This window comes from Archangium sp., from assembly GCF_057119385.1.
This window is the reverse complement of the sequence record NZ_DBNGVP010000197.1, coordinates 37,799-61,427: the sequence shown is the minus strand read 5'-3', so window position 1 is coordinate 61,427 and position 23,629 is coordinate 37,799. Positions and strand designations below refer to the sequence as shown.

Below are 23,629 nucleotides of genomic sequence, written 5' to 3'. Positions count from 1 at the left end.
CCAGAGGCCACGGGGCGAGCAGGTGCGAGAGGTGTCGCGGCTGCTGGCGAACGCGCTGCTGACGGTGGGTACCTCGGGAGCGGGTGCGGTGAAGGCGGTGACGTGGGGCGAGAAGCTCGGCCGGCTGTCGGTGCCGCTGCTGACGCTGACGAAGCGAGGCGAGCTGGTGCTGCGGTTGGTGGCGGTGCCCGGGCGGACCGTGACGGTGGCGGGCCAGGGCCTGAGCGTCGCCTGGGGCCTGCACCTGGCCAAGGTGGGCACGGGGGGAGGTGGCGGCTGGGTTCCGCCGGTGGGCGGACCGGGGCAGTGGGTGCCCAAGAACGAGCGGATGTCGCCGCGCTCGCGTGCCTTCCAGCACAAGGTGACGAAAGCGCCCGCGGGCTGGGTGTACCGCGTGTGGCACAACGGCGAGAAGGCCGACTTCGACGGCTTCGACCTCGACCAGCGAGTCCTGAAGGAGACCAAGGGCCTGGGCTACGACAAGCACTTCGACGCGGACCTCGAGCCCAAGAAGTATTTCGAGGGGGCCACTCGTCTCCTCAGGCAAGCGGAGCGGCAGCGCCGGGTGGCCAATGGCCTCCCCATCCGTTGGCACGTGGCGGAGCCCCGGATGGTGGACATCCTCAAGAAGTTGTTTCTGGATGCGGATGTCCAGGGCATTGAGGTGATCCACACGCCACCGTAGCCCGCTGGAGGATGACACAGGTGAGGGAAGCCTATTACGCCGCTGTTTATTGGGGCTGCCGCGTGGAGACAGCGGAATCGTGCGCGAGTCGCGCGGAGACCTTCTTCCACCTCCTCTCCCGGTGCGACTCCGATTACAGCCGCTGGTTCGAGCAGGCGGACTCCCTCAAGAGGGCATTGCAGCTGCAGTTCGAGCCCACGGCCGAAACCTTTGCCCACTTCTTCCAGAAGAGGAGTCACAGGCTGGGGAAGGTCGGTTTCATCTTCAGTGCCTGGACGGGACATCCGGAGAAGGAACGGGGCGGTATGGTCCGGCTTCTCTGTGGTTCCGATGCGCTGGGAGCCTCCAATAGCTGCTTCCTCCAACTGCCTCGTGAGGAGCCAGGTACCGAGCGCGTGCTCACCGTGCCCGTGTTGACCGGAATCATGCGCGCCATGGTGTTGGCCTGGGCGCCAGAGTGGGGCGTCGTGTCCTCGGCGGGTCTTCGAGACAGCTTGTCCCAGAGAGGACATGCCGGCACGTTCCTGGGTTGGATGACGTACTTCTCACGTGCCCGAGGCGAAATCCCCGCTCTACCCGCTCCGGTGCGCACCGACGCCGTGGAGGACCAGGGCTCCCTCGTGATTCTTACCCCCGAGCGACTGACCAGCTCCAACCCGGAGCACCTCGCGCTGGGCCGCCGTGTCCAGGAGACGCTGTTCACCCGGGGCCTGCTCGCGCCCGTCGTCTCGAACAGCCAGGCAGGCTGACCCGCTTCCTCCCCCTTGGAGGGAATGTGGCGAAAAGTTTCCGTTCCGGTGGAAAGCTGCTACATGTCTGGTGGATGCCATCCGGGGGACGACCCATGCAGCCGAAGAAGCGACCGAGCTCGAAGCCAGGAGCAGCCCTCTCCCTGTTGAACCAGGGACAGGCGCCCCGGCGGCCGGTGGGCGTGCAGGCGCTGGGACCCGTGCGCTACGAGCAGCTGCGCCAGGTGCTCCACCAGCTGTCCACCCCTTCGAGCGGCCCGGCGCGGTCGCGCTGAGCCCTGAAGGCCGAAGGGGGCACCGCCGGGTGGCGGAGCCCCCCTCGTACGGGCTCAGATGTCCTCCTCCTCTTCGCCGGGAGCCGCCTCGGCGTCCTCGTCGTCGAACTCGGCCAGTTCCTCCTCCTCGCTCTCCGCCGCCGGCTCCTCGGGCTCGATGGGCTCGATCACCTTGGGGATGGAGGACAGACGGCCTCGACGGCCCTCCGAGGCGGGCTTGAGGGCGGGACTCTCCCGCTGATCCGCGCCACACTTCGGGCACAGGGGGTCCGGCTTCTTCATGTCGTAGAACTTCGTGCTGCATTTGAAGCAGACGTACTTGTTCCCGAGGTCCTTCGCGGGCATGCGCCACCTTCTGTGTCAAGAGGGTAGGGGGAGGCGGCTCTTAGTTGGGCCGGCAGGCAGAGTCAACCCGATGGTTTGCACTCCCCGGCACAGGCGCTAGCATCGCAGATGCTCGCCCTTGTGTGCGCGCGCCGGACAGCCCCCTTGAACTTCTCCTGCAACAAGTGTCAGCGGCGGTACTCCATCGCGGACGACAAGGTCCGCGGCAAGACCGTCAAGGTCCGCTGTAAGAACTGCCAGAACGTCATCTCCGTGGAGGGCCCGCCCGCCGAGGCCGAGGAGAGCACGCGCGTCGTGTCCCTGGCGGACGTGGAGCGCCTGCGGGAGCAGGACCGTTCGCTCGCCGAGGAGGAGTCGGCCGCGACCGTGGCCCAGCCGGCCCCCGCGGCGGCGGCGGGCATGTCCTGGGAGGACGAGCCCACCCGCACCATGCCGCTGCGCGATGCGCGCTCGCCCTGGTTCGTGATGGTGAAGAGCAAGCAGGAGGGCCCCCTGGACGAGGGCGCCCTGAGCGAGCTCGTGGCCTCGGGCGCCGTCACGGCGCGCAGCTACTTCTGGCAGCAGGGCATGCCGGACTGGAAGCGGGGGCAGGACATCCCCGAGCTGGCCGGCTTCTTCGCGCCCGCGGAGCCGCCCCCCGCCCCTCCTCCGCCCCCCGCGCGCGTCGCGCCGCCGCCCCCCATCATGGCGCCCGAGCCCGACACCTCCCCGTCGGTGGAACAGTCCGCCACCTCGTGGCAGCCGGACCCGCCCGCGCCCTCGCAGACGACCTGGCAGACCGAGCCCGCGCCGCGCCGCCAGCCCTCCGCCCGGCAGGACTCCACCCCCTGGGAGCAGGACCCGGACGCCGCCGTCGCCGCGGACCCCGATACGGGCTCCTCCCCCTCTGACATCAACGGCGCCCCTCTGGGTGAGCTGTTCTCCGACCTGGACCTCCCGCAGTCCGAGCAGGGCGGTGGGGGCGAGCTGGGCATGGACATGCTGGCGGGCTCCTCGCAGGAGGACCCCCTCGCCGCGCTGGGCAAGGAGCCGGAGAAGCAGCGCGCACCGGCGGAGAACACCCAGTACTTCGTGAAGAAGGCGGGGATGCACCGGCGCAACCCGGCCTGGAAGATCGCCCTCTTCGTCGTGCTGCTGCTGGGGCTGCCGGTGGTCGTGCTGTACGCGCTCACGGAGATGCAGGTGGTGCCGCTGCGCGTCACCCGCGTGGACGCCAAGGGCCAGGTGGTGCAGCAGCCCGTGTCCGTCTTCTCGCCCGAGGGCATTGGCGAGCTGAGGGACCTGATGCTCGGCCGCACGAAGCCGCCGCCGCCCGCGCCCAAGCCCGCCCCCAAGGCCGAGAAGAAGGCCGAGGCGAAGCCGCCCCCGCCTCCCACGGACGAGGCCGCGAAGCCGGCGGAGACGGCGCAGGACCCGGCCGCCCAGCCGCCCCAGGGAGAGGAGCAGAAGGCCGTGGCCGCCCTCTATGGCGAGGGCGAGAAGAAGGACGTGGGCCCCGAGGTGCGCGAGAACACCGAGGTGGCTCCCACCGACTCGGCCACGCAGTCCGGCCCGCCGCAGGAGGCGCTCGACCGCGTGGTGAAGCAGTCGCAGACGGCCTTCAAGTCCTGCATCGACCAGGCGCTGCGCAAGAACCCGAAGCTGCGCGACGGCAAGCTGCTGCTCACCGCCACCGTGGGCAGCTCCGGCACGGTGAAGAAGGTGTCCTTCGACCGCGACGACATCAACGGCTCGCCCATGGGCAACTGCATCAAGGCCCGCGCCCGCCGCATGGTGTTCCCCGCCTTCGAGGGCGATGACGTCGAGGTCGAGATTCCGCTCGTCCTCAGCAAGTCCATGTAGCGCGCGCGAGGAGGCTGGACCGTGGACGTGGCCACGCCCCGCGAGGGGACGGGCCGCCTGCCGCGCACCGTGGTGGTGCTCGGCGTGGTGAGCCTGCTGACGGACATCAGCAGCGACATGATCTTCCCGCTGCTGCCGGTCTTCCTCGCCGCGAGGCTGCCGGCGCAGGCGCCCGTGCTGCTGGGCCTCATGGAGGGCGTGGCGGACCTGGTCTCCGCCCTCATCAAGTACCAGTCCGGCGTGTGGGCGGACCGGGCGCGCCGCCTCAAGCCGATGGTGCTGCTGGGCTACGGGCTGTCCAGCCTGATGCGTCCGCTGATGGCCTTCGTCACCCTGCCGTGGCACCCCGTCGCCATCCGCGCGCTGGACCGGGTGGGCAAGGGGCTGCGCTCCAGTCCGCGTGACGCGCTCATCGCCCACTCCGTCGCCCCGGAATCCCGCGGCCGGGCCTTCGGCTTCCACCGGGGCATGGACCATGCGGGCGCCGCCGTGGGCTCGCTCGCCGCGATGGCGTTGGTGGCCGTGGGCCTGCGCGTGGAGCAGGTGTTCTTCGTCGCCGCCGTGCCCGGCCTGCTCGCGGTGCTGGCCCTCCTGCTCGTGCGCGACCCCCCGCGTCCGGAGCCTGCTTCCGCCTCGGGGGCAGGGCGCGCGCTCGCCCCGGTGCCCCGGCGCCTCGCGTACTACCTCGTCCCCATCACCCTCTTCGGCGTGGCCAACTCCACCGATGCCTTCCTCCTGCTGAAGCTCACCGAGGAGGGCGCACAGCCCGAGTTCCTGCCCCTGGCGTGGCTGGTGCTGCAGGCGGTGAAGTCGGCCGTGTCGTTCCCGGCGGGCCGGCTCGCGGACCGGCTGGGGGCCTCGCGGCTCGTGGTGACGGGCTGGTCCCTGTACGCGCTGAGCTACCTGGCGCTCGCGTGGGCCCGGGGCGTGACGCTCACGATGATCGTCATCGCCGTCTACGGGCTGTACCACGCGCTGGCCGAGGGCGCGGAGAAGTCGCTGCTCACCTCGCTGGTGCCGGCCGAGGCCCGGGGGCGTGCCTTTGGCCTGTACAACGGGCTGACGGGCGGCGCGTCGCTCGTGGCGGGCCTGCTCTTCGGCCTGCTGTGGAGGGACCGGGGCAGCACCACCGCCTTCGTCACCGCCGGGGTGCTCGCCGGAGTGAGCGCGCTGCTGCTCGTGGTGCTGCTGCCGCGTGCGCGTCCCCCGGCTGGAGCCTGAGGCGCTTCAGCGCGGGGCGCGCGCGTGCATTTCGCTGAATTCTGGAATACAATGAGTGTGGTTTTTTCCAGTGATTTCAGCCCCAAGGAGTTCACCATGCAACACCGTCCGCTTCGTGCGCCCCTCTGTTCTCTGCTTTCCGCCCTGGTGCTGGTGGCCTGTGGTGGCACCGACGTCGTCCCCGCCGAGGAGGCCCTGGGCACGCAGGAGTCGGCGCTGTGCTCCGGCGTGAGCGTCTCCACCTCCATCTCGGGCGCCAGCATCTATCAGGGCGAGCTGGCCGCGAGCGGCTCCTGGACGTCGTCCACGGGCGCCAACGCCGTGCGGCTCGAGTACTACGTCAACAACACGCTCTACACCTCCGAGGAGCGCACCGGCAGCTCGGGCACCTGGTACTTCAGCTACACGGGCTTCACCGCGTGCGGCACCACGTACGCCTTCCAGGTGAAGGCCTACCCCATGGTCATCGACAGCAATGGGAACCGCTCCACCTGCTGGGCCTCGCCCAATACGGTCTCGCAGAACGTCTCCACCGCGGCCTGCCCCGGAGGCGTCTGGACGCTCACGGGCGCCGAGAACTGCTACGACCTGATCATGGCGTCCTGCTACACGCGCTCCTGGACGCCGAGCTGCCCGTCCAGTCCGGCCGGCAAGCCCTGCTCGAACGTGGGGGACTACTGCTGGCAGGTGGCGAGCGCCAGCACCCTGCGCGAGTACACCTGCATGTAGTGGAGCGGTGGGCCCCGCCCGGGGCCGGCTACAGGTCGAAGTCCCCGGGCGGCGGCGCCTTGTCCTTCATGGCCCGCTCCCGGGCCTCGCGGACCTCGGTGCGCAGGCGCTCGGTGGCCTCGGCGTCCACCGTCAGCGTCTCCAGGTCCAGCACGTCGCCCTCGCGCACCCCGGGCGGCAGCTCCTCGCGGCGCCGCGTCTCCTGGCGGCCGTCCACGAGGAGCACGGCGAGCCCGTCCTCGAACCGGTCCACGCTGGCCAGCGTCCGGGTGCGCGGCGTCTTCCGCGGCTTCTTCTTCGTCATGGGTCGCAGTCCTTGGCGGGGCGGCGCTCCCGCATGGCGGAGGCGCGGTCCTTGTACACGGTGCGCTCCTGCGTCTTCGCCCGCTCGAGCGCGCGGCAGTCCTCGCTGTGGAACACCTCGCTGCCCTTGAGGCTCACGTAGCGCATCCCCTTGGCACTGGCGGCCGGGAGCTTTCCGCTGGCGGGCACCACCTTGCCGCCGATGGAGCCCGAGGCCCCCGAGGGCATGGGCCCCTTGGCCACCGGGCCGGCCGTCTGGCCGGTGACGACGACGGGCGCGCTCCGGCCCTTCTGGGGCGTGAGGGTGACGGTGGTGCCGTTGCTCACCGCGAGCACCTCGCCCTGGAGGTCCGTGCGGAACACGCGCGCGCCCGTCTTGCCGAGCCGCTCGAGGGCCTCGGGGGTGGGGTGTCCGTAGTCATTGCCCGTGCCGCAGGAGATGACGGCCGCCCGCGGCTTCACCGCCGCGAGGAAGGGCGTGGTGGACGAGTGCTTGCCGCCATGGTGCGCCACCTTCAGCACGGTGGAGGTGAAGTCGATGGGCCGGGTCAGCAGGAAGGCCTCGGTCTCCGGCTCGGCGTCTCCCGTGAAGAGGAACGCCGTCTTGCCGTACGTCACCTTGGCCACGATGGAGTTGGCGTTGACGTCCGAGCGCGTGTCGTCGAGGAAGGCATCGCGCGGGGTGCGCGGCCAGAGGACGGTGAGCGTCACGCCCTCGCCCAGGCCCACGGTGAGCAGCGTCTCCGGCGAGCCCGGGTTGGGCGTGGGCGTCATCACCTGGCCCACCTTCTGGCCCACCACCTCCAGCAGCTTGCGGTAGGCCTCGCTCGGGTGGTCGAAGCCCGGGTCCATGAAGCGCCGCGCCCCCACGGCCTGGATGATCTTCACGAGGCCGCCCAGGTGGTCCAGGTGCGGGTGGGTCATGATGACCAGGTCGATGGGCCCCTGGAGCAGCTGGCGCAGCCGGGGCACCAGGGCCTCGTCGGCCTCGGGAGGGCCGCCGTCGATGAGCACCGTCTTGCCCGTGGGCGAGACGATGAGCGCCGCGTCTCCCTGGCCCACGTCGAAGAAGTAGACGGTGAGCGGCTTGAGCGGGGGAGTGGGAGCCGGGGCGGCGCGGCCCGGGAGGGCGGCGAGCAGGGCGAAGAGGACGAGGAGCAACCGCGCGAGAGCCATGAGCGGAGGGACTCTAGCGCACGGGGCGGGGTCCGTTGCGTGTCAAGCAAGTGGCCGTCTCCGTGCTTCCCGAGCGGGCTGGAGTGGGCTACACCCCGCCCCCATATGTCCGAGGCCCAAGACATCCAGCGGGTCGTCGAGGAGATCGCCGACCAGGTCCGCAAGAGCATGCCCGGTCTCCGGGCGGCCCACCCGCCGCCCCCGAGCCCCGTGCGGACCGCCTCCATCGCGCCCGAGTCCATCCGCGACAACGCGGACCTGGCGCCCTACATCGACCACACGCTGCTCAAGCCCGAGGCCACGCGCGAGGACGTCGCCCGGGTGGCCCGTGAGGCCGTGGAGCACGGCTTCGCCACCGTGTGCGTGAACTCGAGCCACGTGGCCACCGTGGCCGGCATCCTGGCGGGCTCCCGCTCGGTGCCCATCGCCGTGGTGGGCTTCCCCCTGGGCGCGGCCCTCACCAGCGCCAAGGCCTTCGAGGCCCGTGAGGCCATTCAAGCCGGGGCGCGGGAGATCGACATGGTCATCCACGTCGGGGCGCTCAAGGCGCGCGACTACGCCCTGGTGGTCTCCGACATCGCCCAGGTGGTGGAGGCCAGCCGGCCCTGGCCGGTGAAGGTCATCCTCGAGACGAGCCTGCTCTCCCAGGACGAGAAGATCGCCGGCTGTGTGTTGTCCAAGGCGGCGGGGGCGGCGTTCGTGAAGACGTCCACTGGCTTCAGCACCGGCGGCGCCACCGTGGAGGATGTCTCGCTCATGCGCCGGGTGGTGGGCGAGGACGTGGGCGTGAAGGCCTCGGGTGGCATCCGCTCGGCCGAGGACGCCCTGAAGATGATTCGGGCGGGGGCCAACCGCCTGGGAGCCTCGGCGTCGGTGGCCATCGTCTCCGGCCAGAGGTCCACCGCGAAGTACTAGCCACCCGGTGGGGAGAGGCCCGTGACCGAGGCACAGCGCGAGAAGTACAGGCAGAAGTTGCTGGCGCTCCACGCCGGGCTGACCGGCAAGGCGCCCGCGAAGATCGAGCCCAACCGCACCGACGAGGCGCGGGTGGGCGGCGACGAGGACGAGCAACCGCTCAACGAGATGATGCAGGCCATCGCCTCCAAGCGGAACCGGAACATGGACGGCGTGCTCCAGCTCGTGGTGAAGGCGCTGGGCAAGCTGCGCGATGACCCGGACTCCTTCGGCGAGTGCGAGGAGTGCGGCGACGAGATTCCACCCGGCCGGCTCGAGGCCATGCCCTACGTGGGCTACTGCGTGAACTGCCAGGGTCAGAAGGACGCTCCCAAGGGCGGCCCGACCCGGCGCAAACTCACCGATTACACCTGAGCCCCGGCTCGGGTCTGATCATCGCTGAACAGACGGGGAGGACGGGGGCGGCCACAGCGCCGCACCGGCCTTGAGGAGGGGATGCACATGGACGCGGTTGGATTGAAGGAGAAGGCGGAGGCCTGGCTCGCGGCGGACCCGGACGCGGCCACCGTGGCGGAGCTGCGGGACGTGCTCGCGCGGGGAGACCTCGCGGACCTGGCGGACCGTTTCGCGGGGGACCTGGAGTTCGGCACCGCGGGCCTGCGCGGCGTGCTGGGCGCGGGGCCCAACCGGATGAACCGCGCCGTGGTGCGCCGGACCACCGCCGGCCTGGCGCGCTACCTCAAGGCCACCGTCCCGGATGTCACCACCCGCGGCGTGGTGGTGTGCCGCGATGGCCGCCGGCTGAGCGCCGAGCTCGCCGAGGACACCGCCTGCGTGCTCGCCGCCGAGGGCATTCCGGCGCACGTCTTCCCGTCGCTGGCGCCCACGCCGCTCGCCGCCTTCGCCACCCTGCACCTCAATGCCGCCGCGGGCGTCATGGTGACGGCCAGCCACAACCCGCCCGAGTACAACGGCTACAAGGTCTACTGGGGCAACGGCGCGCAAATCATCCCGCCCCATGACAAGGGCATCGCCGACTTCATCTCCCGCGTGGAGCCCGCCAACCAGGTGGAGCTGCTCACCCCCACCGAGGCGCATGCCCGCGGGCTGTGGCGCGACGTGCCGGACTCGCTCGGTAACGCGTACCTGGATGCCATCCTCAAGCTGCGCGTGCACGGCCGCGGCTCGGACTCGCTCTCCATCGTCTACACCGCCATGCACGGCGTGGGCGGCGTGTGGATGGAGCGGGCCCTGGAACTCGCCGGCTTCCGCAACGTCCACCCCGTGGCCGAGCAGCACCAGCCGGACGGCGCCTTCCCCACCGTGCGCTTCCCCAACCCCGAGGAGCCCGGGGCCATGGACCTGTCGCTGGCCACCGCCGAGCGCGTGAAGGCGGACCTGGTGCTCGCGAACGATCCGGACGCGGACCGGCTGGCCGTCATGGTGCGCGAGGGCTCCGGCAAGCTGCGCATGCTCACCGGCAACGAGGTGGGCGTGCTGCTGGGCCACTACGTGCTGGTGCAGGGGCCCACCCGGCGCGGGAAGCCGCACGTCGTCACCACCATCGTGTCCTCGACGCAGCTGGGCGACATCGCCCGCGAGCTGGGCATCGCCTACGACGAGGTGCTCACCGGCTTCAAGTGGATCGCCAACCGCGCCGTCGAGCGCGAGAAGCAGGAAGGCACCCAGTTCGTCTTCGGCTACGAGGAGGCGCTCGGCTACTGCGTGGGCACCGTGACGCGGGACAAGGACGGCGTGGGCGCGGCGCTGGTGTTCGCGGACCTCGCCGCCTGGTGCGAGTCGCGCGGCCAGACGGTGCTCGGCTACCTGGAGGAGATCCAGCGCCGCTTCGGCCTCTACGTGAGCGCGCAGCGCAACTTCACCTTCCCGGGTGCCGAGGGCGCCCAGGTGATTGCCCGCATCATGGAGGGCTTCCGCCGCTCGGGGCCCACGCGCGTGGGCGAGCTGCCCGTGCGCACCGTGCTGGACTACAAGAAGGGCGAGCGGCTGCCGCCCTCCAACGTCCTCGCCTACGAGCTGGAGGGTGGGGGACGGGTGACGGCGCGGCCGTCCGGCACGGAGCCCAAAATCAAATACTACTTCGAGCTGAAGGAGACGCTGGCCGCCGGCGAGCCGGTGCAAGCCGCGCGCGCCCGGGGAGAGGCCCGGCTCCAGAAGCTCATCGACGCCTTCATCGCGCTGGCGCGCGAGCGGGGGCAACCGGAGGTGGGTGCGTGAATCGCAGTGTCTCGAGTTGGGTATTGATGGGAGTCCTCCTCGTCTCGGGCGCCGCCCTGGCGCAGGAGGAGGGGGCTTCGTACGGCCGTGGCCAGGGCTGGTCCGTGCTGTCGGGCCAGACGCTGGGGCAGGGGACGGCGCTGATGGGCCAGGTGGGCTGGCCGGGCGTGTCGCTGGGCCTGCTGCACGGGGCCACGTCGCGCTTCGACATCGGCGGCAAGCTCACCTTCAACTACGGCCGCGAGGGCATCGTCACCAGCGTGGTGCCGGGGCTGAAGCTGCAGGCGTTGATGCGGCTGAAGCTGCTGGAGACGTCGCGGGTGAACTTCGGGCTGAGCTTCGCGCCCGGGCCCCTCTTCTACTTCTATGAGAACTACACCGACGTGGGCCTGGCCCTGCCCATCGCCTTCACGGTGGGCATCCCCGTGGGCAGCGCCCTCATGCTCAACGTGGGCCTGGACATCCCCTTCTACGTCATCTTCGGCACGGGGGGCGGCGCCGTGGTGCCCATCCTCCTGGGCGGCGGGCTCGAGTACTTCATCGACCGCAACTTCGTCGTGAACTTCAACGTGAGGATGGGGCCGTCCGTGGGCTCCTACTCGGGCCTGTTCGCGGACCGGGGCCGCGCCCGCTTCACGCTCGAGGCGCTGCTGGGCGTGGCCTACAAGTTCTGACCGGAGCGGCCACCGGGCCCGCGAGCGCTACCAGCTCGCGGTGCCCTGGTCCTCCAGCTCCACGGAGACGGTGATGGTGCTGCCCGTCAGCCCGTGGTTCTTCACCGCCAGGTGCCCGCCCAGCGTCTCCACCAGCTCGCGCGCCGCCGTCAGGCCCGTCTGGGGAGCGCTCTCGCGCGCCGCGTAGCGCACCTGGAAGCGCGGGCCGTAGTCGCCGAAGTCGTCCTGCGGCTCCACCGCCAGCCGCACGGTGCGCGCCGGCATCTCCGCGTTGCGGTGGGCCTGCACCGCGTCGCTGAGCAGGTGCAGCATCACCTGCTCCATCCGCCGCCGGCTCACCCGCGCGAACACCGGCTCGTCCGGCAGCTCCAGCCCCACCTCGCCGCTCCGCACATGGCCCGTGGCGTGGAGCAGGGCCAGCGCGTGTTTCGCCAGCGCGCACAGGTCCAGGTTCTGCACGTCGGTGCCGTCCGGTACGCCCACGGCGCTCAGGTGGCCACGGCCCTCACTGCTCGTCACCGCCATCTGCCTCGGCCAACAAGCCATCGCCACCGCGCTCATCGCGTCACCTCGTGCCTCGTGTGGTGTGTCTGATTTCACGCCGGCTCCCCCCTCAACGTGTTCCGGACGCCGACCTCCCTCCTCCCTCCCCAGCCCCGGCGGCGCGCAACGACAGTGTCGCGTCTCCACTGCCGTGCGGCCCGTCCGCGCGCCACCCATTCCATGCGATACGCGTGCCGTTTGCGCTCCGCTCCGCCCACGACTGTAAGGTACGGAACAGTCTGTCCTTTATTCCTTGAGTTTCAGAGCTTTGCTTGGTTGCCCGGATGAATACACACGGATGACCTCTTGGGAATACAGGAGAGTACGTGGGTCAGAAGGGATACCCGGTGTGCTGTGACCCGGGTGCGGTGAGACCCACGCCGCGACGGAGCCGCACCCACGGCCCGCTGCCGGGCCGGGGACGGACGCGCACCTCGTCACGGGGAAGCCGGGGAGGCCCGCCCGCGTCAGCGCGACTCCTGCTCGTAGGGGGTGCCGAGGGCGGCGGGGGCGTGGGTGCGCTGGCCCTGGAAGGCGAGCACCGCGAGCGTCAGCACATAGGGCAGGGCGAGGAGGAAGCCCTGGGGCACCACTTCCAGGAGGCCGGGGGCGCTGGAGGCCAGGCCGATGCGCAGCGCGTTGCCGGTGGCGAAGAAGAGGGCGGCGAGGAAGGCCCCCAGGGGCGTCCAGCGGCCGAACACCATGGCGGCCAGGGCCATGAAGCCGAGGCCGGCCGGGGTGTGCTGCTCGAAGCGATCCAGCACGGCGGTGGAGAGGGTGGCTCCGCCCAGGCCCGCGAGCATGCCGCTGCCCAGCACGGCGAGCCAGCGCAGCCCCGTCACGGACAGGCCGAGGGTGGCCACGGCATGGGGCTTCTCGCCCACGGCGCGCAGCCGCAGGCCCAGGGGCGTGCGGTAGAGCAGCCCATGGAAGACGAAGGGCAGCACCAGGGCGATCCACGTGAGGGCCGAGTGCCCGGAGAAGGCGCGCAGCAGGGGCACCTCGGACAGGCCGGGCAGGTGCCAGCGGGTGAGCTGGTGGATGGGGGGCGTGCCGTTGGGCCCGTACAGGGACTCGAGGAGGTAGGTGCCCCCGGCGAGCGCCACGAGGTTGATGGCCATGCCGGACACCACCTGGTCCGAGCGCCAGCGGATGCACAGGTAGCCGTGGATGGCGGCCATGCCGGCCCCGGCGGCCATGCCCATCAGCACGCCCACGGGGGTGGGGAAGGTGATGGCCGCCACGGCCGCGCAGAAGGCGCCCGCGCGCATCATCCCCTCGACGCCCACGTTCACCACGCCGGAGCGCTCGCACAGCGTGGCCCCCAGCGCGGCGAAGAGCAGCGAGGGGAAGTACTCCAGCGTGGAGGACAGGAGGGCTTCGATGATTTCAAGCACGGGGCACCTCCGGGCTGGCTTCCGGCTGCCGGGTGGGCGCCATGGGGGCCACCTTCCTCGGGCGCAGCAGCGAGAGCCACACCATCCGGCCCGCCACGAAGAGCAGGGCGAGGCCCTGGATGAGCTCGGGGTAGCTCTTGTGCACGCCGAGCAGCTGCATGCGCGTGCCGCCCGCGCGCAGGGCGCCGAAGAAGAGGGCGGACAGCGCCACGCCCAGCGGGTGGTTGCCGCCGATGAGCGAGATGGCGATGCCGTCGAAGCCGTAGGGCGCGCCCAGTCCGCCCGGGTACCGGTACTCGGTGCCCAGCACGAGCACGGCGCCGGCCATGCCCGCGAGCGCTCCCGCCAGCCCCATGGCCTGGGCGGTGCGCCGCACCACCGGAATGCCCGCGGCCCGGGCGGCCTCGGCGCCCAGGCCCACCGCGCGCGTCTCGAAGCCCGAGCGCAGCCGCGAGAGCCACACCCAGATGGCCAGCGCCACCGCGAGCGCCAGGGGGAAGCCGAGGTGCAGGCGGGACATTTCCCCGAGCAGCCGGGGCAGCTGCGCGCTGGCGGCGATCTCCGCCGTGCCCGTGGTGGAGAGGTGGGTGCCGGCACCGGCCCTCAGCGGGCCCACCGACAGCCAGTTGTCCACCAGGCTCACCGCCACCCAGTTGAGCATGATGGTGGAGATGACCTCGTGGACGCCCCGGCTGAGCTTGAGGGCCGCGGCGATGAGCGCCCACAGGCCTCCGGCCACGCAGGCGGCGAGCACCGCCACGGGGATGTGCAGCACGGCGGGCAGTTGCAGCTGGGCACCCGCCACGGCCGCCGCGAGCGCTCCCACGAGCATCTGCCCCTGGGCGCCGATGTTGAAGAGGCCCACCTTGAAGGCCACCGTCACCGACAGGCCGGTGAGCAGCAGCAGGGCGGCCTTGATGGCGGCCTCGCCGAGGGGCCGGGTGAGGACGGCGAGCCGCCCGCCCTCGAAGTACTGGGGCCAGTCGCCCAGGCCGCCGCGGAGCATCTGGAGATAGGCCCCGGTGGCCGTCTCCGCGTCGCGCGTGAGGGCGATGAACACCCAGCACACGGCGAGCGCCAGGAGCACGGAGAAGACGGAGGGGAGTACCGCGCGCAGCCGCTCACCCATGGGCCACCTCCCCGCGGGTGCCGAGCATCCGGCGGCCGATCTCCCGCTCGTCGAACTCGGGCCGGGTGAAGGTGCCGGTGATGCGGCCCTCGAAGAAGACGTAGACGCGATCGGCCAGGGCCAGGACTTCCTCCAGGTCCAACGAGACGAGCACCACTCCGGCTCCCTTGTCGCGCGCCTCGCGCAGCTTCGCCTGCACCTGCGCCACCGCGCCGATGTCCAGGCCGCGCGTGGGCTGCACCACCACCAGCAGCTTCGGCCCCGCGTCCAGCTCGCGCGCCACCACCACCTTCTGCTGGTTGCCACCGGAGAGCGCCTGCAGCGGCACCTCGGGGTCCGGCGGCCGCACGTCGTAGGCCTTCAGCAGCGCCGCGGTGCGCTCGCGCCGGCCCGCGAAGTCCACCTGGAGTCCCCGGGCGAAGGGCGCCTGCGTCTGCCGCCCCAGCGCCACGTTCTCCTCCACCGTCATGGCCTTCACCACCGCGCGCCACAGCCGATCCTCGGGCACGTGCCCCACGCCCCGGCGCCGGGCCTCGGCGGGCGTCAGCCCCGTGAGCGGCGCGCCCAGCAGGGTGCCTCCGCCTCCGTCCAACGTCCGCAGGCCCGTGAGCACCTCGGCGAGCTCGCGCTGGCCGTTGCCGTCCACTCCGGCGATGCCGACGATCTCCCCCGCGTGCACCTCCAGGGAGACGCCCTGGAGCGCGGGCCGGCCGTCCTCGCCCCGGGCGCGGAGGTCCTTCGCCTCCAGCAGCTTCTCGCCCCCGGGAGGGTGGTAGGCCTGGGCCTCGGCCTGGGGGACGCGCGACTCGCCCACCATGAGCGCGGCCAGCTCCTCGGGCCGGGTGTTGGCGGCGCGCACCTCGGCCACCAGCCGGCCCCGCCGCATCACGGCGACCCGCTCGGCCACGCTGAGCACCTCGCGCAGCTTGTGGCTGATGAAGACGACGGTGCGCCCGCCGGCCGCCAGCCCCCGGGCCACCCGGAAGAGGTCATCCGACTCCTGGGGGGTGAGCACCGCGGTGGGCTCGTCGAGGATGAGCACCTGGGCACCCCGGTGCAGCGCCTTCACGATTTCGACCTTCTGCTGCGAGCCCACGGAGAGGGTGTCCACCCGGGCGCGCGGATCCAACTTGAAGCCGAAGCGCTCGCAGGTGGCGGCCACCTCCTGGCAGGCCCGGTCCATGTCCATGCGGCCCCAGCGCGAGGGCTCGCGGCCGAGCACCACGTTCTCGGCCACGGTGAGGGTGGGGACGAGCATGAAGTGCTGGTGCACCATGCCGATGCCCTGGGCGATGGCGTCGCGGGGGCTGCGCAGGCGTACGGGCTGGCCCTTCACGAGCACCTCGCCGGAGTCGGCCTGGTAGAGCCCGTAGAGGACGTTCATCAAGGTGGACTTGCCAGCGCCGTTCTCGCCCACGAGGGCGAGGATTTCCCCGGTGCCGATGTCCAGCGACACGTCGTCCAGGGCGGTCACGGCGCCGAAGCGCTTGTGGATGTGCCGGAGGGAGATCAAGACAGTCCACCTTTATCAGATGGATGGCGGGATGGCGTGCACGCTGGATACACCGGGCGTGAAGGTGGGCCAGCACTCCACGGGCGGGGTGGGGGGGCAAGGTGCCGGTGCCCTGGCTCCCGAGGGTCGAGGCCCCCCCCATGGCGGAGCTCAGCGCAGCGCGAAGCCCACGAGGGGATTCTCCCCCCTGCGCTGCAGCACGTGGGAGGCGTAGACGGAGCTCATCAGCCGCACGGGAACGCGGTGCTCCTCGAGGCTGGAGCGCACCCGCTCCCGGGGCAGCTCGCCCCGGATGAACTGGAGGAACTCCACCACCACCGCCTCCTTGGCCTGCTCGGTGGCCAGCCGCTCCGCGTCGTACCCGGCCCGCGCCTCCAGCTCGCCCATGCGGATGATCTCCAGCGGCCGTGCATCGCCGGTGAGCCCGCTGTTGCGGAAGACGTGGATGTCGAAGTGGTTGTTCCCTCCCACCGCGTGCTCGTCCCCCGTGCCCTCATCGTGCTCGGCCCGGCTCTGGTAGGAGTGCACCTGGATGTTCTGGAACGGGCCCTGTTGGATGCTGTGGTGCTCGTGTTTGACGCGGCCGTTGCCCTTGTACAGGTTCTTCCCGGGCTCGAGCCTGTCGCGCCGGCTGAAGCTGTTGTGCAGCAGGTGGATGGACAGGTGGCATACGCTCTCGCCCTCCTGGAGCAGCCGGATGGTGGAGAAGGCGTCGAGTTCCCCGTAGTTCCGCACGCGCTGCCTCAGTGACTCCTCGTCATGGGGCCAGGCGCTCCGGTACTCCGGTCCGAAGAGCCGCTCGTGGTCCTTCGCGTCCAGCTGGCGCAGATAGCCGCCCGGACCCTGGAACGAGGAGAACACCTCCGCGAAGTCCGCCTGCTTTCCGGTGATGCGCGCCACCGACTGGTAGAGCCACCAGGCCAGGTCGAAGAAGTGGTACCCGCTGTGGGAGACCTTGCCGTAGCCCTCGTTGTAGCCGTGGTAGCCGAGGGTGACCAGCTCCGAGGGCAGCCGCCACTGCCCGTCGGCATGCGAGGACTGGAGGGAGGTGATGGGGCAGTTCGTCCGTCCGGCGATCTCCTCGAGCAGCTCCCTCACCCGCTGGAAGCCCGGGTGGAAGCGCCGCTGCACGTTGATGCTGAAGAGGGTCTGCTTCTCCTTCTGGAGCCGGGCATGGGCGGAGAGCAGGGCCTCGTAGTCGCCGTGGATGCCCACGGCCTGGTGCAGATCCGTGGCGGCGTTCTCCCGGGTGGTGACGGGCTTGTCCATGAGGATGTGCAGCCGCTCCTCCAGGGCCCACTCCGCATAGGCCCTGTGCGACAGGGGCTCGGTGGCGATGATGACGCCGTCGAGCCGCTCCCGCCGGGCGATGCGGCTGAGCGCGGCCCTCACGTCCTCGGGCATGTGCTGCTGGAAGGGCTTCACGAAGAGCAGCTCCGGGCGCAGCTCCCGCGTGGCGAGGAACGAGCGGACCTCCGCTTCCTTCGCCTCGAGCTCCACCCCCAGCGCCACCTCCACGCCGAACCGCTCCCGCAGCCGCTGCAGGGCGGGCACATACACGCGCCTGGCATGAGGCCCGAGACCCATGATCGCGATTTTCATGTCTTCTTTTTAAAACAGGTTTTGCCCGAGTGGTTGTGACGGTTCCATGCGCCGGACATCCGGTGCCACTTCCGCCCGGCTTCCTGGTATGGGCTTTTCCCGTGAGACCCTACGAGCTCATCAAGGCCAAGCGGGATGGACAGCGGTTGGCGCCCGAGGACATCCGGGCGTTCATCGAGGCGTACACGGCGGGGCAGGTGCCGGACTACCAGATGTCCGCCCTGTGCATGGCGGTCTTCTTCCGGGGGCTGGACTCGGTGGAGCTGGGCGCCTGGGCGCAGGCGATGCTCCGGTCCGGCGAGGTGGTGGACCTGTCGGATTCACCGGGCGTGAAGGTGGACAAGCACTCCACGGGTGGAGTGGGGGACAAGGTGTCGGTGAGCCTGGCGCCCCTGGCGGCGGCCTGTGGGGTTCCGGTGCCGATGATTTCGGGCCGGGGCCTGGGGCACACCGGTGGGACGGTGGACAAGCTGCTGTCCATTCCCGGCTTCCGGATGGATGTACCGGTGCCGGAGTACCGCCGGCTGGTGCGCGAGGTGGGTTGCTGCCTCATCAGCCAGACGGAGGCGATCGCCCCGGCGGACAAGAAGCTCTACGCGCTGCGGGACGTGACGGCCACGGTGGACTGCATTCCGCTCATCGCCAGCTCCATCATGAGCAAGAAGCTGGCGGAGGGCATTGATGCCCTGGTGCTGGACGTGAAGGTGGGCAGCGGGGCCTTCATGAAGAAGGCGGAGGACGCGCGCACGCTGGCCCGGACGATGATTGGTATCGGCGCGGAGATGGGCCGCAAGGTGACGGCGCTGCTCACGGACATGAACCAGCCGCTGGGCCGCGCGGTGGGCAACGCGCTGGAGATCGTCGAGGCCGTGGAGATGCTGCATGGCCGGGCTCCGGCGGACTACACCGAGGTGACGATGGCGCTCACCGCGGAGATGCTGGTGCTGGGCCGCAAGGCGTCCACCATCGCCGAGGCGCGGTCGATGCTGGAGAAGGTCATCGCGGACGGGAGCGCGGTGCGCAAGCTGAAGGAGATCGTCCAGGCGCAGGGCGGAGATCCGCGCGCCATCGACGACTACTCGCGGCTGCCCCAGGCGCGCTCCACGGTGGATGTGGTGCTGGCGCCCCGGGATGGCTTCGTCACGGTCATCGACACGGAGGCGGTGGGCCTGGCGGCGGTGGCACTGGGGGCTGGCCGGCAGCGGTTGGACAGCATCATCGACCCCGCGGTGGGCTTCACGCTGCTGCGCAAGGAGGGCGAGCCCGTGAAGGCGGGGGAGCCGGTGGTGCGGGTGCACTACAACGACCCGGCCCCGCTGGAAGAGGTGAAGGGGCGCCTGGCCAAGGCGTACCAGTTCGGGCCCCAGGCCCCCGCTCCCCGGCCGCTGGTCATCGAGCGGCTGGAGTAACCGGGCGATTGCGGAGTGCTCGTGCGGCATCATCGAAGACCCTGGCCAGGACTGGTTCCGCCGGGCGGTGTGCTTCGATGATGTCGGCGTCTTCCGGCTGTCCGACGAACTTGAGCAGACTCGCTGCTCGCAGAGCGCAGTTGAGAGCGGTCGCCGCGACCAGGGTCCGGGCCAGATCGCGCAGCTCGGCGCGGGATTCGGGCGGGAGGGTAGGGAGGACTCGCTCCTCATGCAGGAGCAGCAGGATGAGCAGGCGATCGCAGTAGTACGAGGCCTCTCCCTGGTGGCGAGCAGCGGTCTCGGACAGGGACCGGGCCACGGAGATGAACGGGGGGAGCGCGGAGACCAGGGACTCTGGCAACTCCTCTTCGAGCACGGAGAGGACGCCCGTCTTGTGCCCTACGGGGATGGCGGGGTCGAGGGCCCACTGGCGAAGCTCTTCCGGAGACTTCTCCAGGAGCATCAACAGGCCGTGCAAGGGCCTGGAGACCAGTGGTTCAAGCCGCTTCAGGCCACGCCGGACGGAAGGAAGCAGATCCGGATGGCGTTTCCTCCAGAGCGCGTGAGCCAGTGCGCTCACGTCTCCAGGATCCGGTTTGCCCGTCACCAGCCGCTCCAACCTCCGTACCAGGGTTGTCCTTGCTCCGGATTCCGTGATGCGTCCAAGCGCCTGGGTGATGGCTTCCACGACGGATTCCCCGTCGGCATCTCGTGCTTCCTCAATGGCGAGTTGCTGCTCCAGACGTCTGGCACTGGCTGCGCCCCCAAGCGCTCCCAGGCCGAATGCCGCGGCTTGTCGTACGAGCGCATCCGGGTGGGTCAGCATCTCTTCCAGCAGGGGCCTGGCCTTGCGTGTGCCCAGCTGCGTCACCAGGGCGCCCGCTCGAGCCTCGTCCCCGAACCTGCATGCGTCCACCAACTCCTGCCGCCATTGCATGACGTCTGGTCTGGGCGTCATCTCGTGTCCCGGCTTGCTCAGGGGAAGCTCACGCCTCGCGGGACATAACGCCTGAGCAGGGTTCCGTCGAGCAGGTACAACTCGTGGATGGCCAGTGGGTCCGCTCGAATCATGGACTCGAAGGCCGTCAGCTCCCGTTGCACATCCCGAGCGTTGGAGACGTAGTTGGTGTTGTGCCTCACGCCATCGGGCCGGACCGAGGTGACATCCGGCTTTCGGGAGCGGACACCCTGGACTGGCTCCGAATCGTAGACCCGATCTCCCTGGGCCGTCCGCTGTGCCTTGTTCTTCCTCAAGGCGGTGTGTCCGGCGGCCTCGCGTCTGGCCAGTTCCTCTTCGATGGCCTCGTTGTGGGGAGGGTTCTGCCGGGTGTGGGGCTTGCCATAACGGGTGGAGAGCCTGGGACCACCGCCCGGGTCATCCATCGCGGCGCAGAAAGCGAGCTCCCCACAGAGGGACGCGGCAGCGGTGCCCGTGGCCACCCCCGTGACGACGAGCGTCCCGTCGGCCACGATCTGCACCGTGGTGATGGACCCCAGCGCCGGCCCGCCTGCTGGCGCATGGCGAAGAGGGCTCAAGAGCGTCCACAGGCCCCCCTCGGGCACTTTGGGAAGAACCTGGGGCACTCCGAGACTGGCCACCACCACCAGCACCCGGAGTGCCGTGCCCCCGACAGATCTGCCAAAGCGCTCGGCTGCTGCTTCCAACTCCTGATGCGTGGTGGCGGCCTCGGCCTCCTGATGGAGGCGCAAGCACGCCAGGGCCAGGCGTCCCAACTCCACCAGCCCCACCAGCAGGGCCAGTCGTACCGTGAGCGTGGCGACGAAGGCCTTGGAGAAGAACGGCTCGGGCGCCAGCCAGGCGGCGAAGTACACCAGTATCGACAGCGAGACGCTGGTCAGGAAGGCCGGGGCATTGAAGAGTTCCTGGGCTGCCTCGCGGATGCCGTCACCCATGTACCGGGTGGAGAGTTTGAGGGCGAGGGAGAGCCGGCTCGATTCCAGGGACTCGGGCACCGGAAGGAGCGCGGGCCCATAAAGGGAGAAGAACTCCTCGCGCAGCCTCTGCTCCCATGCGGTCGCGGCTCCCTGGGTTGGGTTCGTGGCTCCCGGGAATTCCATCAGCCGCAGCCGAGGGGTGGCACGAGGCCGGATGGAGTCGAATGCCCCGAGCAGCGGGCGTATCTCCGTCACGGTCAGTGCCTCGAGGCTGGAATGAGGTGCCAGGGCGGGGAAGGACAATCGCAGGGGGCCTTCCAGTGGCGTATGGATGAGCACGGGGAGGAGCTCCGCCGAGAGGGGTCCACCGGCCAGGGGCGTTGCCTGCTGGCGGACGACCGCGGGCGGTTGCGAGTGCAGGAGGCTGACCGCCTGGACCCGCGAGGTGGCGCAAGCGGAGAGAAGGGCGAAGCCCAGGGCCAGGGCCATACGCGGCAGCGAAGGGGCTGTCCTCATGTGCCGTGCAGCATGCCCAACCCCTGGCTGTGGGACCACCGGCGCTCTCCCAGTCCTGTCGTTTCCCCCCCAGGGGGCGCACTGTCCAGGGGTCACCCATTCCACACCTGTGCACGGGAGTCCGTGCGAAGGGCGCGAGTGTAGGTATGATGGGCCAGCAGTAGCCCGCGCGGGAGCGAGCAAGGCATGAGTGAGCAGTCCAAGGACGATGGCCAGCGGCGAGCGGATGAGCGGCGGGAGTCTCCCCGGGTTCCCATGCGCATCCGCGTGCGGCGTGAGAACTCGTCGCAGGCGTTCGATTCCCGGGAGGGCAACATCTCACTCGGGGGCTTCGCCTGGTTCGGCACGTCCCTGTCGGTGGGCATGAAGGTGGAGGCGCGCTTCACGCTGCCCGGCTCCACCGAGGAGCTCCAGGTCCGTGGCGAGGTCCTCCACGTGGCGCACGGCTCGCGTGGCTCCTCGGCGCACGTGCGTTTCCTGGATCTGCCGGTGGAGCTCGAGATGCTCATCGCCCGCTACCTCGATGACCTCGAGCTGGCGGAATCCAAGAGGGGAGGCGGCCCATGAGCGCGGAGATTCCCTGGGAGCAGCTGTTCGAGGCGGCCAGGAAGGTCCGGGAGCGCGCCCATGCGCCGTACTCGAAGTTCCCCGTGGGCGCGGCGGTGCTCTACGCGGACGGCTCGGTGGTGACGGGCTGCAACGTGGAGAATTCCTCCTACGGACTCTCCGTGTGTGCCGAGCGTGGTGCGCTCGCGGCCGGAGTGGCCCAGGGCCGGAGCAAGCCGGTGGCGGTGGCCATCGTGGTGGACACGCCCACCCCGTGCCCCCCCTGCGGCATGTGCCGGCAGGTGATGCTGGAGTTCGCCCCCAAGGAGCTGCCCGTGCGCAGCCGCAACCTCAAGGGTGACGAGGCGCGCTACTCCCTGGGGGAGCTGCTCCCCCACGCCTTCACCAGCGATTTCCTCTAGAGTGCCGGTCGTGGATCTGCTCCTCACCAACGGCACCGTCGTGACCATGAACCGCGAGCGCGAGGTGCTCGCGGAGGCAGATGTCCTCATCCAGGACGGGCGCATCGCCCGGGTGGGACGCAACATCCGGACCCGGGGCGGCGGTCTGCGCGTGCTGGACGTCGCCGGCAAGGTGGTGCTGCCCGGCCTCATCCACGGCCACCTGCACGCCTGCCAGACGCTCTTCCGCAACCGGGCGGACGGGCTGGAGCTGCTGGACTGGTTGCGCGAGCGCATCTGGCCCTTCGAGGCCGCGCACGACGCGGACTCCATGCGCGCCTCGGCGGACCTGACCTTCGCGGAGCTCATCCGCTCGGGGGCCACGGCGGCGCTCGACATGGGCACGGTGCGCCACTACGACGCCGTCTTCGAGTCCGCCCGTGACTGCGGCTTCCGGCTCACCGGCGGCAAGGCGATGATGGACGCGCCCGATGTCCCCACCGGGCTGCACGAGTCCACCGAGGCCTCGCTGGCCGAGAGCCTCGCGCTGCTGGAGCGCTGGCACGGCACCCACGGGGACCGGCTGCGCTACGCCTTCGCGCCGCGTTTCGTCCTCTCGTGCACGGAGAAGCTGATGCGCGAGGTGGGGCGCCTGGCCCGGGAGAAGGGCGTGCGCATCCACACCCACGCCAGCGAGAACCGCTCGGAAATCCAGGCGGTGCGAGACCTCTCCGGCCGGGACAACGTGACCTGGTTCCACGACATGGGCCTCACCGGCCCGCATGTGACGCTGGCCCACTGCGTGTGGGTCTCCGAGGCGGAGCAGAAGCTGTTGCGCGACACGCGCACGGTGGTGTGCCACTGCCCCGGCTCCAACCTCAAGCTGGCCTCGGGTTTCGCTCCGGTGCCCGAACTGTTGGACGCCGGTGTGACCGTGTGCCTCGGTGCCGACGGCGCGCCCTGCAACAACAACCTGGACATGTTCCAGGAGATGCGGCTGGCGGCGCTGCTGCACAAGCCGCGCGTGGGCCCCCGGGGCATGCCGCCCGAGCGCGTGCTGGAGATGGCCACGCTCGGCGGCGCCAAGGCCATTGGCATGGAGGCGGAGCTGGGCTCGCTCGAGGAGGGCAAGCGCGCGGACATCACCGTGGTGGACCTCGCCGGTCTCCACTCCACCCCGGCCGACCCCCGGGACGTGCTCTCCCCGCTCGTCTACGCCGCCCGCTCCACCGACGTGGTCCACGTCCTCATCGACGGCAAACCCGTCCTCAAGGACCGCGCCCTCCTGACCCTGGACGCGGCCTCCGTGGCCTCGAGCGCCCGTCAGCACTCCGCCCGCATCACCGCCCGGGTCCGCTGAGGCCTCGATTCCGTGACAGGTAGGGCCTGCTCGCACTCCGAGCGAACCAGCGGAGTCACGGGGAGAACGTTGGGCAATGGGCACCGTTCGCCGAGCGTAGGCCCCAGGCATTCGTCATACGTGGAATACGGTGGGATGGTGTAAGGTCCCCACAAGACTCGAATT

At 70.5% G+C, this 23,629-nt stretch carries 24 protein-coding genes; 14 read left to right on the top strand and 10 right to left on the bottom strand.

What is annotated here, in order from left to right:
- The 3 genes from AC16DP_RS45920 to AC16DP_RS45910 form a co-directional block, all read left to right on the top strand.
- On the top strand, positions 1–685 hold a 685-nt coding region (locus AC16DP_RS45920; protein WP_483957083.1), incomplete at its 5' end, for a Tox-REase-5 domain-containing protein.
- 20 nt (positions 686–705) lie between these two features.
- Positions 706–1,434 (top strand): immunity 52 family protein, encoded by a 729-nt coding sequence (locus AC16DP_RS45915; protein ID WP_329729295.1) that lies wholly within the window; start codon positions 706–708, stop codon positions 1,432–1,434.
- A 95-nt stretch (positions 1,435–1,529) separates the two neighbouring features.
- Positions 1,530–1,709 carry a hypothetical protein gene (locus AC16DP_RS45910; RefSeq protein ID WP_329729294.1) on the top strand — a complete coding sequence of 60 codons (180 nt, stop codon included), beginning with the start codon at positions 1,530–1,532 and terminating at the stop codon, positions 1,707–1,709.
- A 54-nt stretch (positions 1,710–1,763) separates the two neighbouring features.
- Here AC16DP_RS45910 and AC16DP_RS45905 read toward each other — a convergent pair whose 3' ends face one another.
- Complete coding sequence (locus tag AC16DP_RS45905; RefSeq protein WP_329729293.1) at positions 1,764–2,054, bottom strand: FYDLN acid domain-containing protein; 291 nt, start codon at positions 2,052–2,054, stop codon at positions 1,764–1,766.
- Positions 2,055–2,198: 144 nt separating this feature from the next.
- Here AC16DP_RS45905 and AC16DP_RS45900 point away from each other — a divergent pair, with 144 nt between their 5' ends.
- The 3 genes from AC16DP_RS45900 to AC16DP_RS45890 all read left to right on the top strand — a co-directional run bounded on the left by AC16DP_RS45900 (position 2,199) and on the right by AC16DP_RS45890 (position 5,846).
- Complete coding sequence (locus AC16DP_RS45900) at positions 2,199–3,896, top strand: AgmX/PglI C-terminal domain-containing protein (RefSeq protein WP_329729292.1); 1,698 nt, start codon at positions 2,199–2,201, stop codon at positions 3,894–3,896.
- A gap of 21 nt (positions 3,897–3,917) precedes the next feature.
- On the top strand, positions 3,918–5,117 hold the full coding sequence (locus AC16DP_RS45895) for an MFS transporter (protein ID WP_329729291.1): 1,200 nt from the start codon (positions 3,918–3,920) through the stop codon (positions 5,115–5,117).
- A 96-nt stretch (positions 5,118–5,213) separates the two neighbouring features.
- Positions 5,214–5,846 (top strand): hypothetical protein, encoded by a 633-nt coding sequence (locus tag AC16DP_RS45890; protein ID WP_329729290.1) that lies wholly within the window; start codon positions 5,214–5,216, stop codon positions 5,844–5,846.
- Positions 5,847–5,874: 28 nt separating this feature from the next.
- Here AC16DP_RS45890 and AC16DP_RS45885 read toward each other — a convergent pair whose 3' ends face one another.
- Positions 5,875–6,150: a DUF3006 domain-containing protein gene (locus tag AC16DP_RS45885; RefSeq protein WP_329729289.1), complete on the bottom strand. Its 276-nt coding sequence runs from the start codon at positions 6,148–6,150 to the stop codon at positions 5,875–5,877.
- The gene (locus tag AC16DP_RS45880; RefSeq protein WP_329729288.1) at positions 6,147–7,325 is read right to left on the bottom strand and encodes a ComEC/Rec2 family competence protein; all 1,179 of its coding nucleotides are present in this window, start codon (positions 7,323–7,325) and stop codon (positions 6,147–6,149) included. The genes AC16DP_RS45885 and AC16DP_RS45880 overlap by 4 nt, the downstream gene beginning before the upstream one ends.
- A 105-nt stretch (positions 7,326–7,430) precedes the next feature.
- Between AC16DP_RS45880 and deoC the strand changes: the two genes are divergently transcribed.
- From deoC to AC16DP_RS45860, 4 genes are all read left to right on the top strand, one after another.
- Complete coding sequence (gene deoC / locus AC16DP_RS45875; RefSeq protein WP_329729287.1) at positions 7,431–8,240, top strand: deoxyribose-phosphate aldolase; 810 nt, start codon at positions 7,431–7,433, stop codon at positions 8,238–8,240.
- Positions 8,241–8,261: 21 nt separating this feature from the next.
- The gene (locus AC16DP_RS45870; protein ID WP_329729286.1) at positions 8,262–8,654 is read left to right on the top strand and encodes a TraR/DksA family transcriptional regulator; all 393 of its coding nucleotides are present in this window, start codon (positions 8,262–8,264) and stop codon (positions 8,652–8,654) included.
- 87 nt (positions 8,655–8,741) lie between these two features.
- Positions 8,742–10,478 carry a phospho-sugar mutase gene (locus tag AC16DP_RS45865; protein WP_329729285.1) on the top strand — a complete coding sequence of 579 codons (1,737 nt, stop codon included), beginning with the start codon at positions 8,742–8,744 and terminating at the stop codon, positions 10,476–10,478.
- Complete coding sequence (locus AC16DP_RS45860) at positions 10,475–11,152, top strand: hypothetical protein (RefSeq protein ID WP_414640722.1); 678 nt, start codon at positions 10,475–10,477, stop codon at positions 11,150–11,152. Before AC16DP_RS45865 ends, AC16DP_RS45860 begins: the two co-directional genes overlap by 4 nt.
- Positions 11,153–11,179: 27 nt before the next feature.
- Here the strand turns inward: AC16DP_RS45860 and AC16DP_RS45855 are convergent, their stop codons facing one another.
- The 5 genes from AC16DP_RS45855 to AC16DP_RS45835 form a co-directional block, all read right to left on the bottom strand.
- Complete coding sequence (locus tag AC16DP_RS45855; protein ID WP_483957082.1) at positions 11,180–11,713, bottom strand: histidine kinase; 534 nt, start codon at positions 11,711–11,713, stop codon at positions 11,180–11,182.
- A gap of 449 nt (positions 11,714–12,162) precedes the next feature.
- Entirely contained in the window at positions 12,163–13,092 is a 930-nt protein-coding gene (locus AC16DP_RS45850; protein ID WP_329729283.1) for an ABC transporter permease, read from the bottom strand.
- Entirely contained in the window at positions 13,085–14,221 is a 1,137-nt protein-coding gene (locus tag AC16DP_RS45845) for an ABC transporter permease (protein WP_329729282.1), read from the bottom strand. Before AC16DP_RS45845 ends, AC16DP_RS45850 begins: the two co-directional genes overlap by 8 nt.
- Positions 14,214–15,677, bottom strand: coding sequence for an ABC transporter ATP-binding protein (locus tag AC16DP_RS45840; protein WP_329729401.1), 1,464 nt, complete (start codon positions 15,675–15,677; stop codon positions 14,214–14,216). The genes AC16DP_RS45845 and AC16DP_RS45840 overlap by 8 nt, the downstream gene beginning before the upstream one ends.
- Before the next feature lie 207 nt (positions 15,678–15,884).
- The gene (locus AC16DP_RS45835) at positions 15,885–17,336 is read right to left on the bottom strand and encodes a Gfo/Idh/MocA family protein (protein WP_329729281.1); all 1,452 of its coding nucleotides are present in this window, start codon (positions 17,334–17,336) and stop codon (positions 15,885–15,887) included.
- A gap of 101 nt (positions 17,337–17,437) precedes the next feature.
- Between AC16DP_RS45835 and AC16DP_RS45830 the strand changes: the two genes are divergently transcribed.
- The gene (locus tag AC16DP_RS45830; RefSeq protein ID WP_329729280.1) at positions 17,438–18,745 is read left to right on the top strand and encodes a thymidine phosphorylase; all 1,308 of its coding nucleotides are present in this window, start codon (positions 17,438–17,440) and stop codon (positions 18,743–18,745) included.
- Here the strand turns inward: AC16DP_RS45830 and AC16DP_RS45825 are convergent.
- Positions 18,726–19,682: a HEAT repeat domain-containing protein gene (locus AC16DP_RS45825; protein WP_483957084.1), complete on the bottom strand. Its 957-nt coding sequence runs from the start codon at positions 19,680–19,682 to the stop codon at positions 18,726–18,728. The two genes, AC16DP_RS45830 and AC16DP_RS45825, sit on opposite strands and share 20 nt — an antisense overlap.
- Before the next feature lie 38 nt (positions 19,683–19,720).
- A complete protein-coding gene (locus tag AC16DP_RS45820) occupies positions 19,721–21,157 on the bottom strand; it encodes a hypothetical protein (RefSeq protein WP_329729278.1) in 1,437 nt (478 codons plus the stop codon).
- A gap of 186 nt (positions 21,158–21,343) precedes the next feature.
- Here AC16DP_RS45820 and AC16DP_RS45815 point away from each other — a divergent pair, with 186 nt between their 5' ends.
- The 3 genes from AC16DP_RS45815 to AC16DP_RS45805 are packed head-to-tail and all read left to right on the top strand — an operon-like array spanning position 21,344 to position 23,464.
- The gene (locus AC16DP_RS45815) at positions 21,344–21,724 is read left to right on the top strand and encodes a PilZ domain-containing protein (protein WP_329729277.1); all 381 of its coding nucleotides are present in this window, start codon (positions 21,344–21,346) and stop codon (positions 21,722–21,724) included.
- Complete coding sequence (locus AC16DP_RS45810) at positions 21,721–22,125, top strand: cytidine deaminase (RefSeq protein WP_329729276.1); 405 nt, start codon at positions 21,721–21,723, stop codon at positions 22,123–22,125. Before AC16DP_RS45815 ends, AC16DP_RS45810 begins: the two co-directional genes overlap by 4 nt.
- A gap of 10 nt (positions 22,126–22,135) precedes the next feature.
- Entirely contained in the window at positions 22,136–23,464 is a 1,329-nt protein-coding gene (locus AC16DP_RS45805) for a 5'-deoxyadenosine deaminase (protein WP_329729275.1), read from the top strand.
- Positions 23,465–23,629 lie beyond the last annotated feature (165 nt).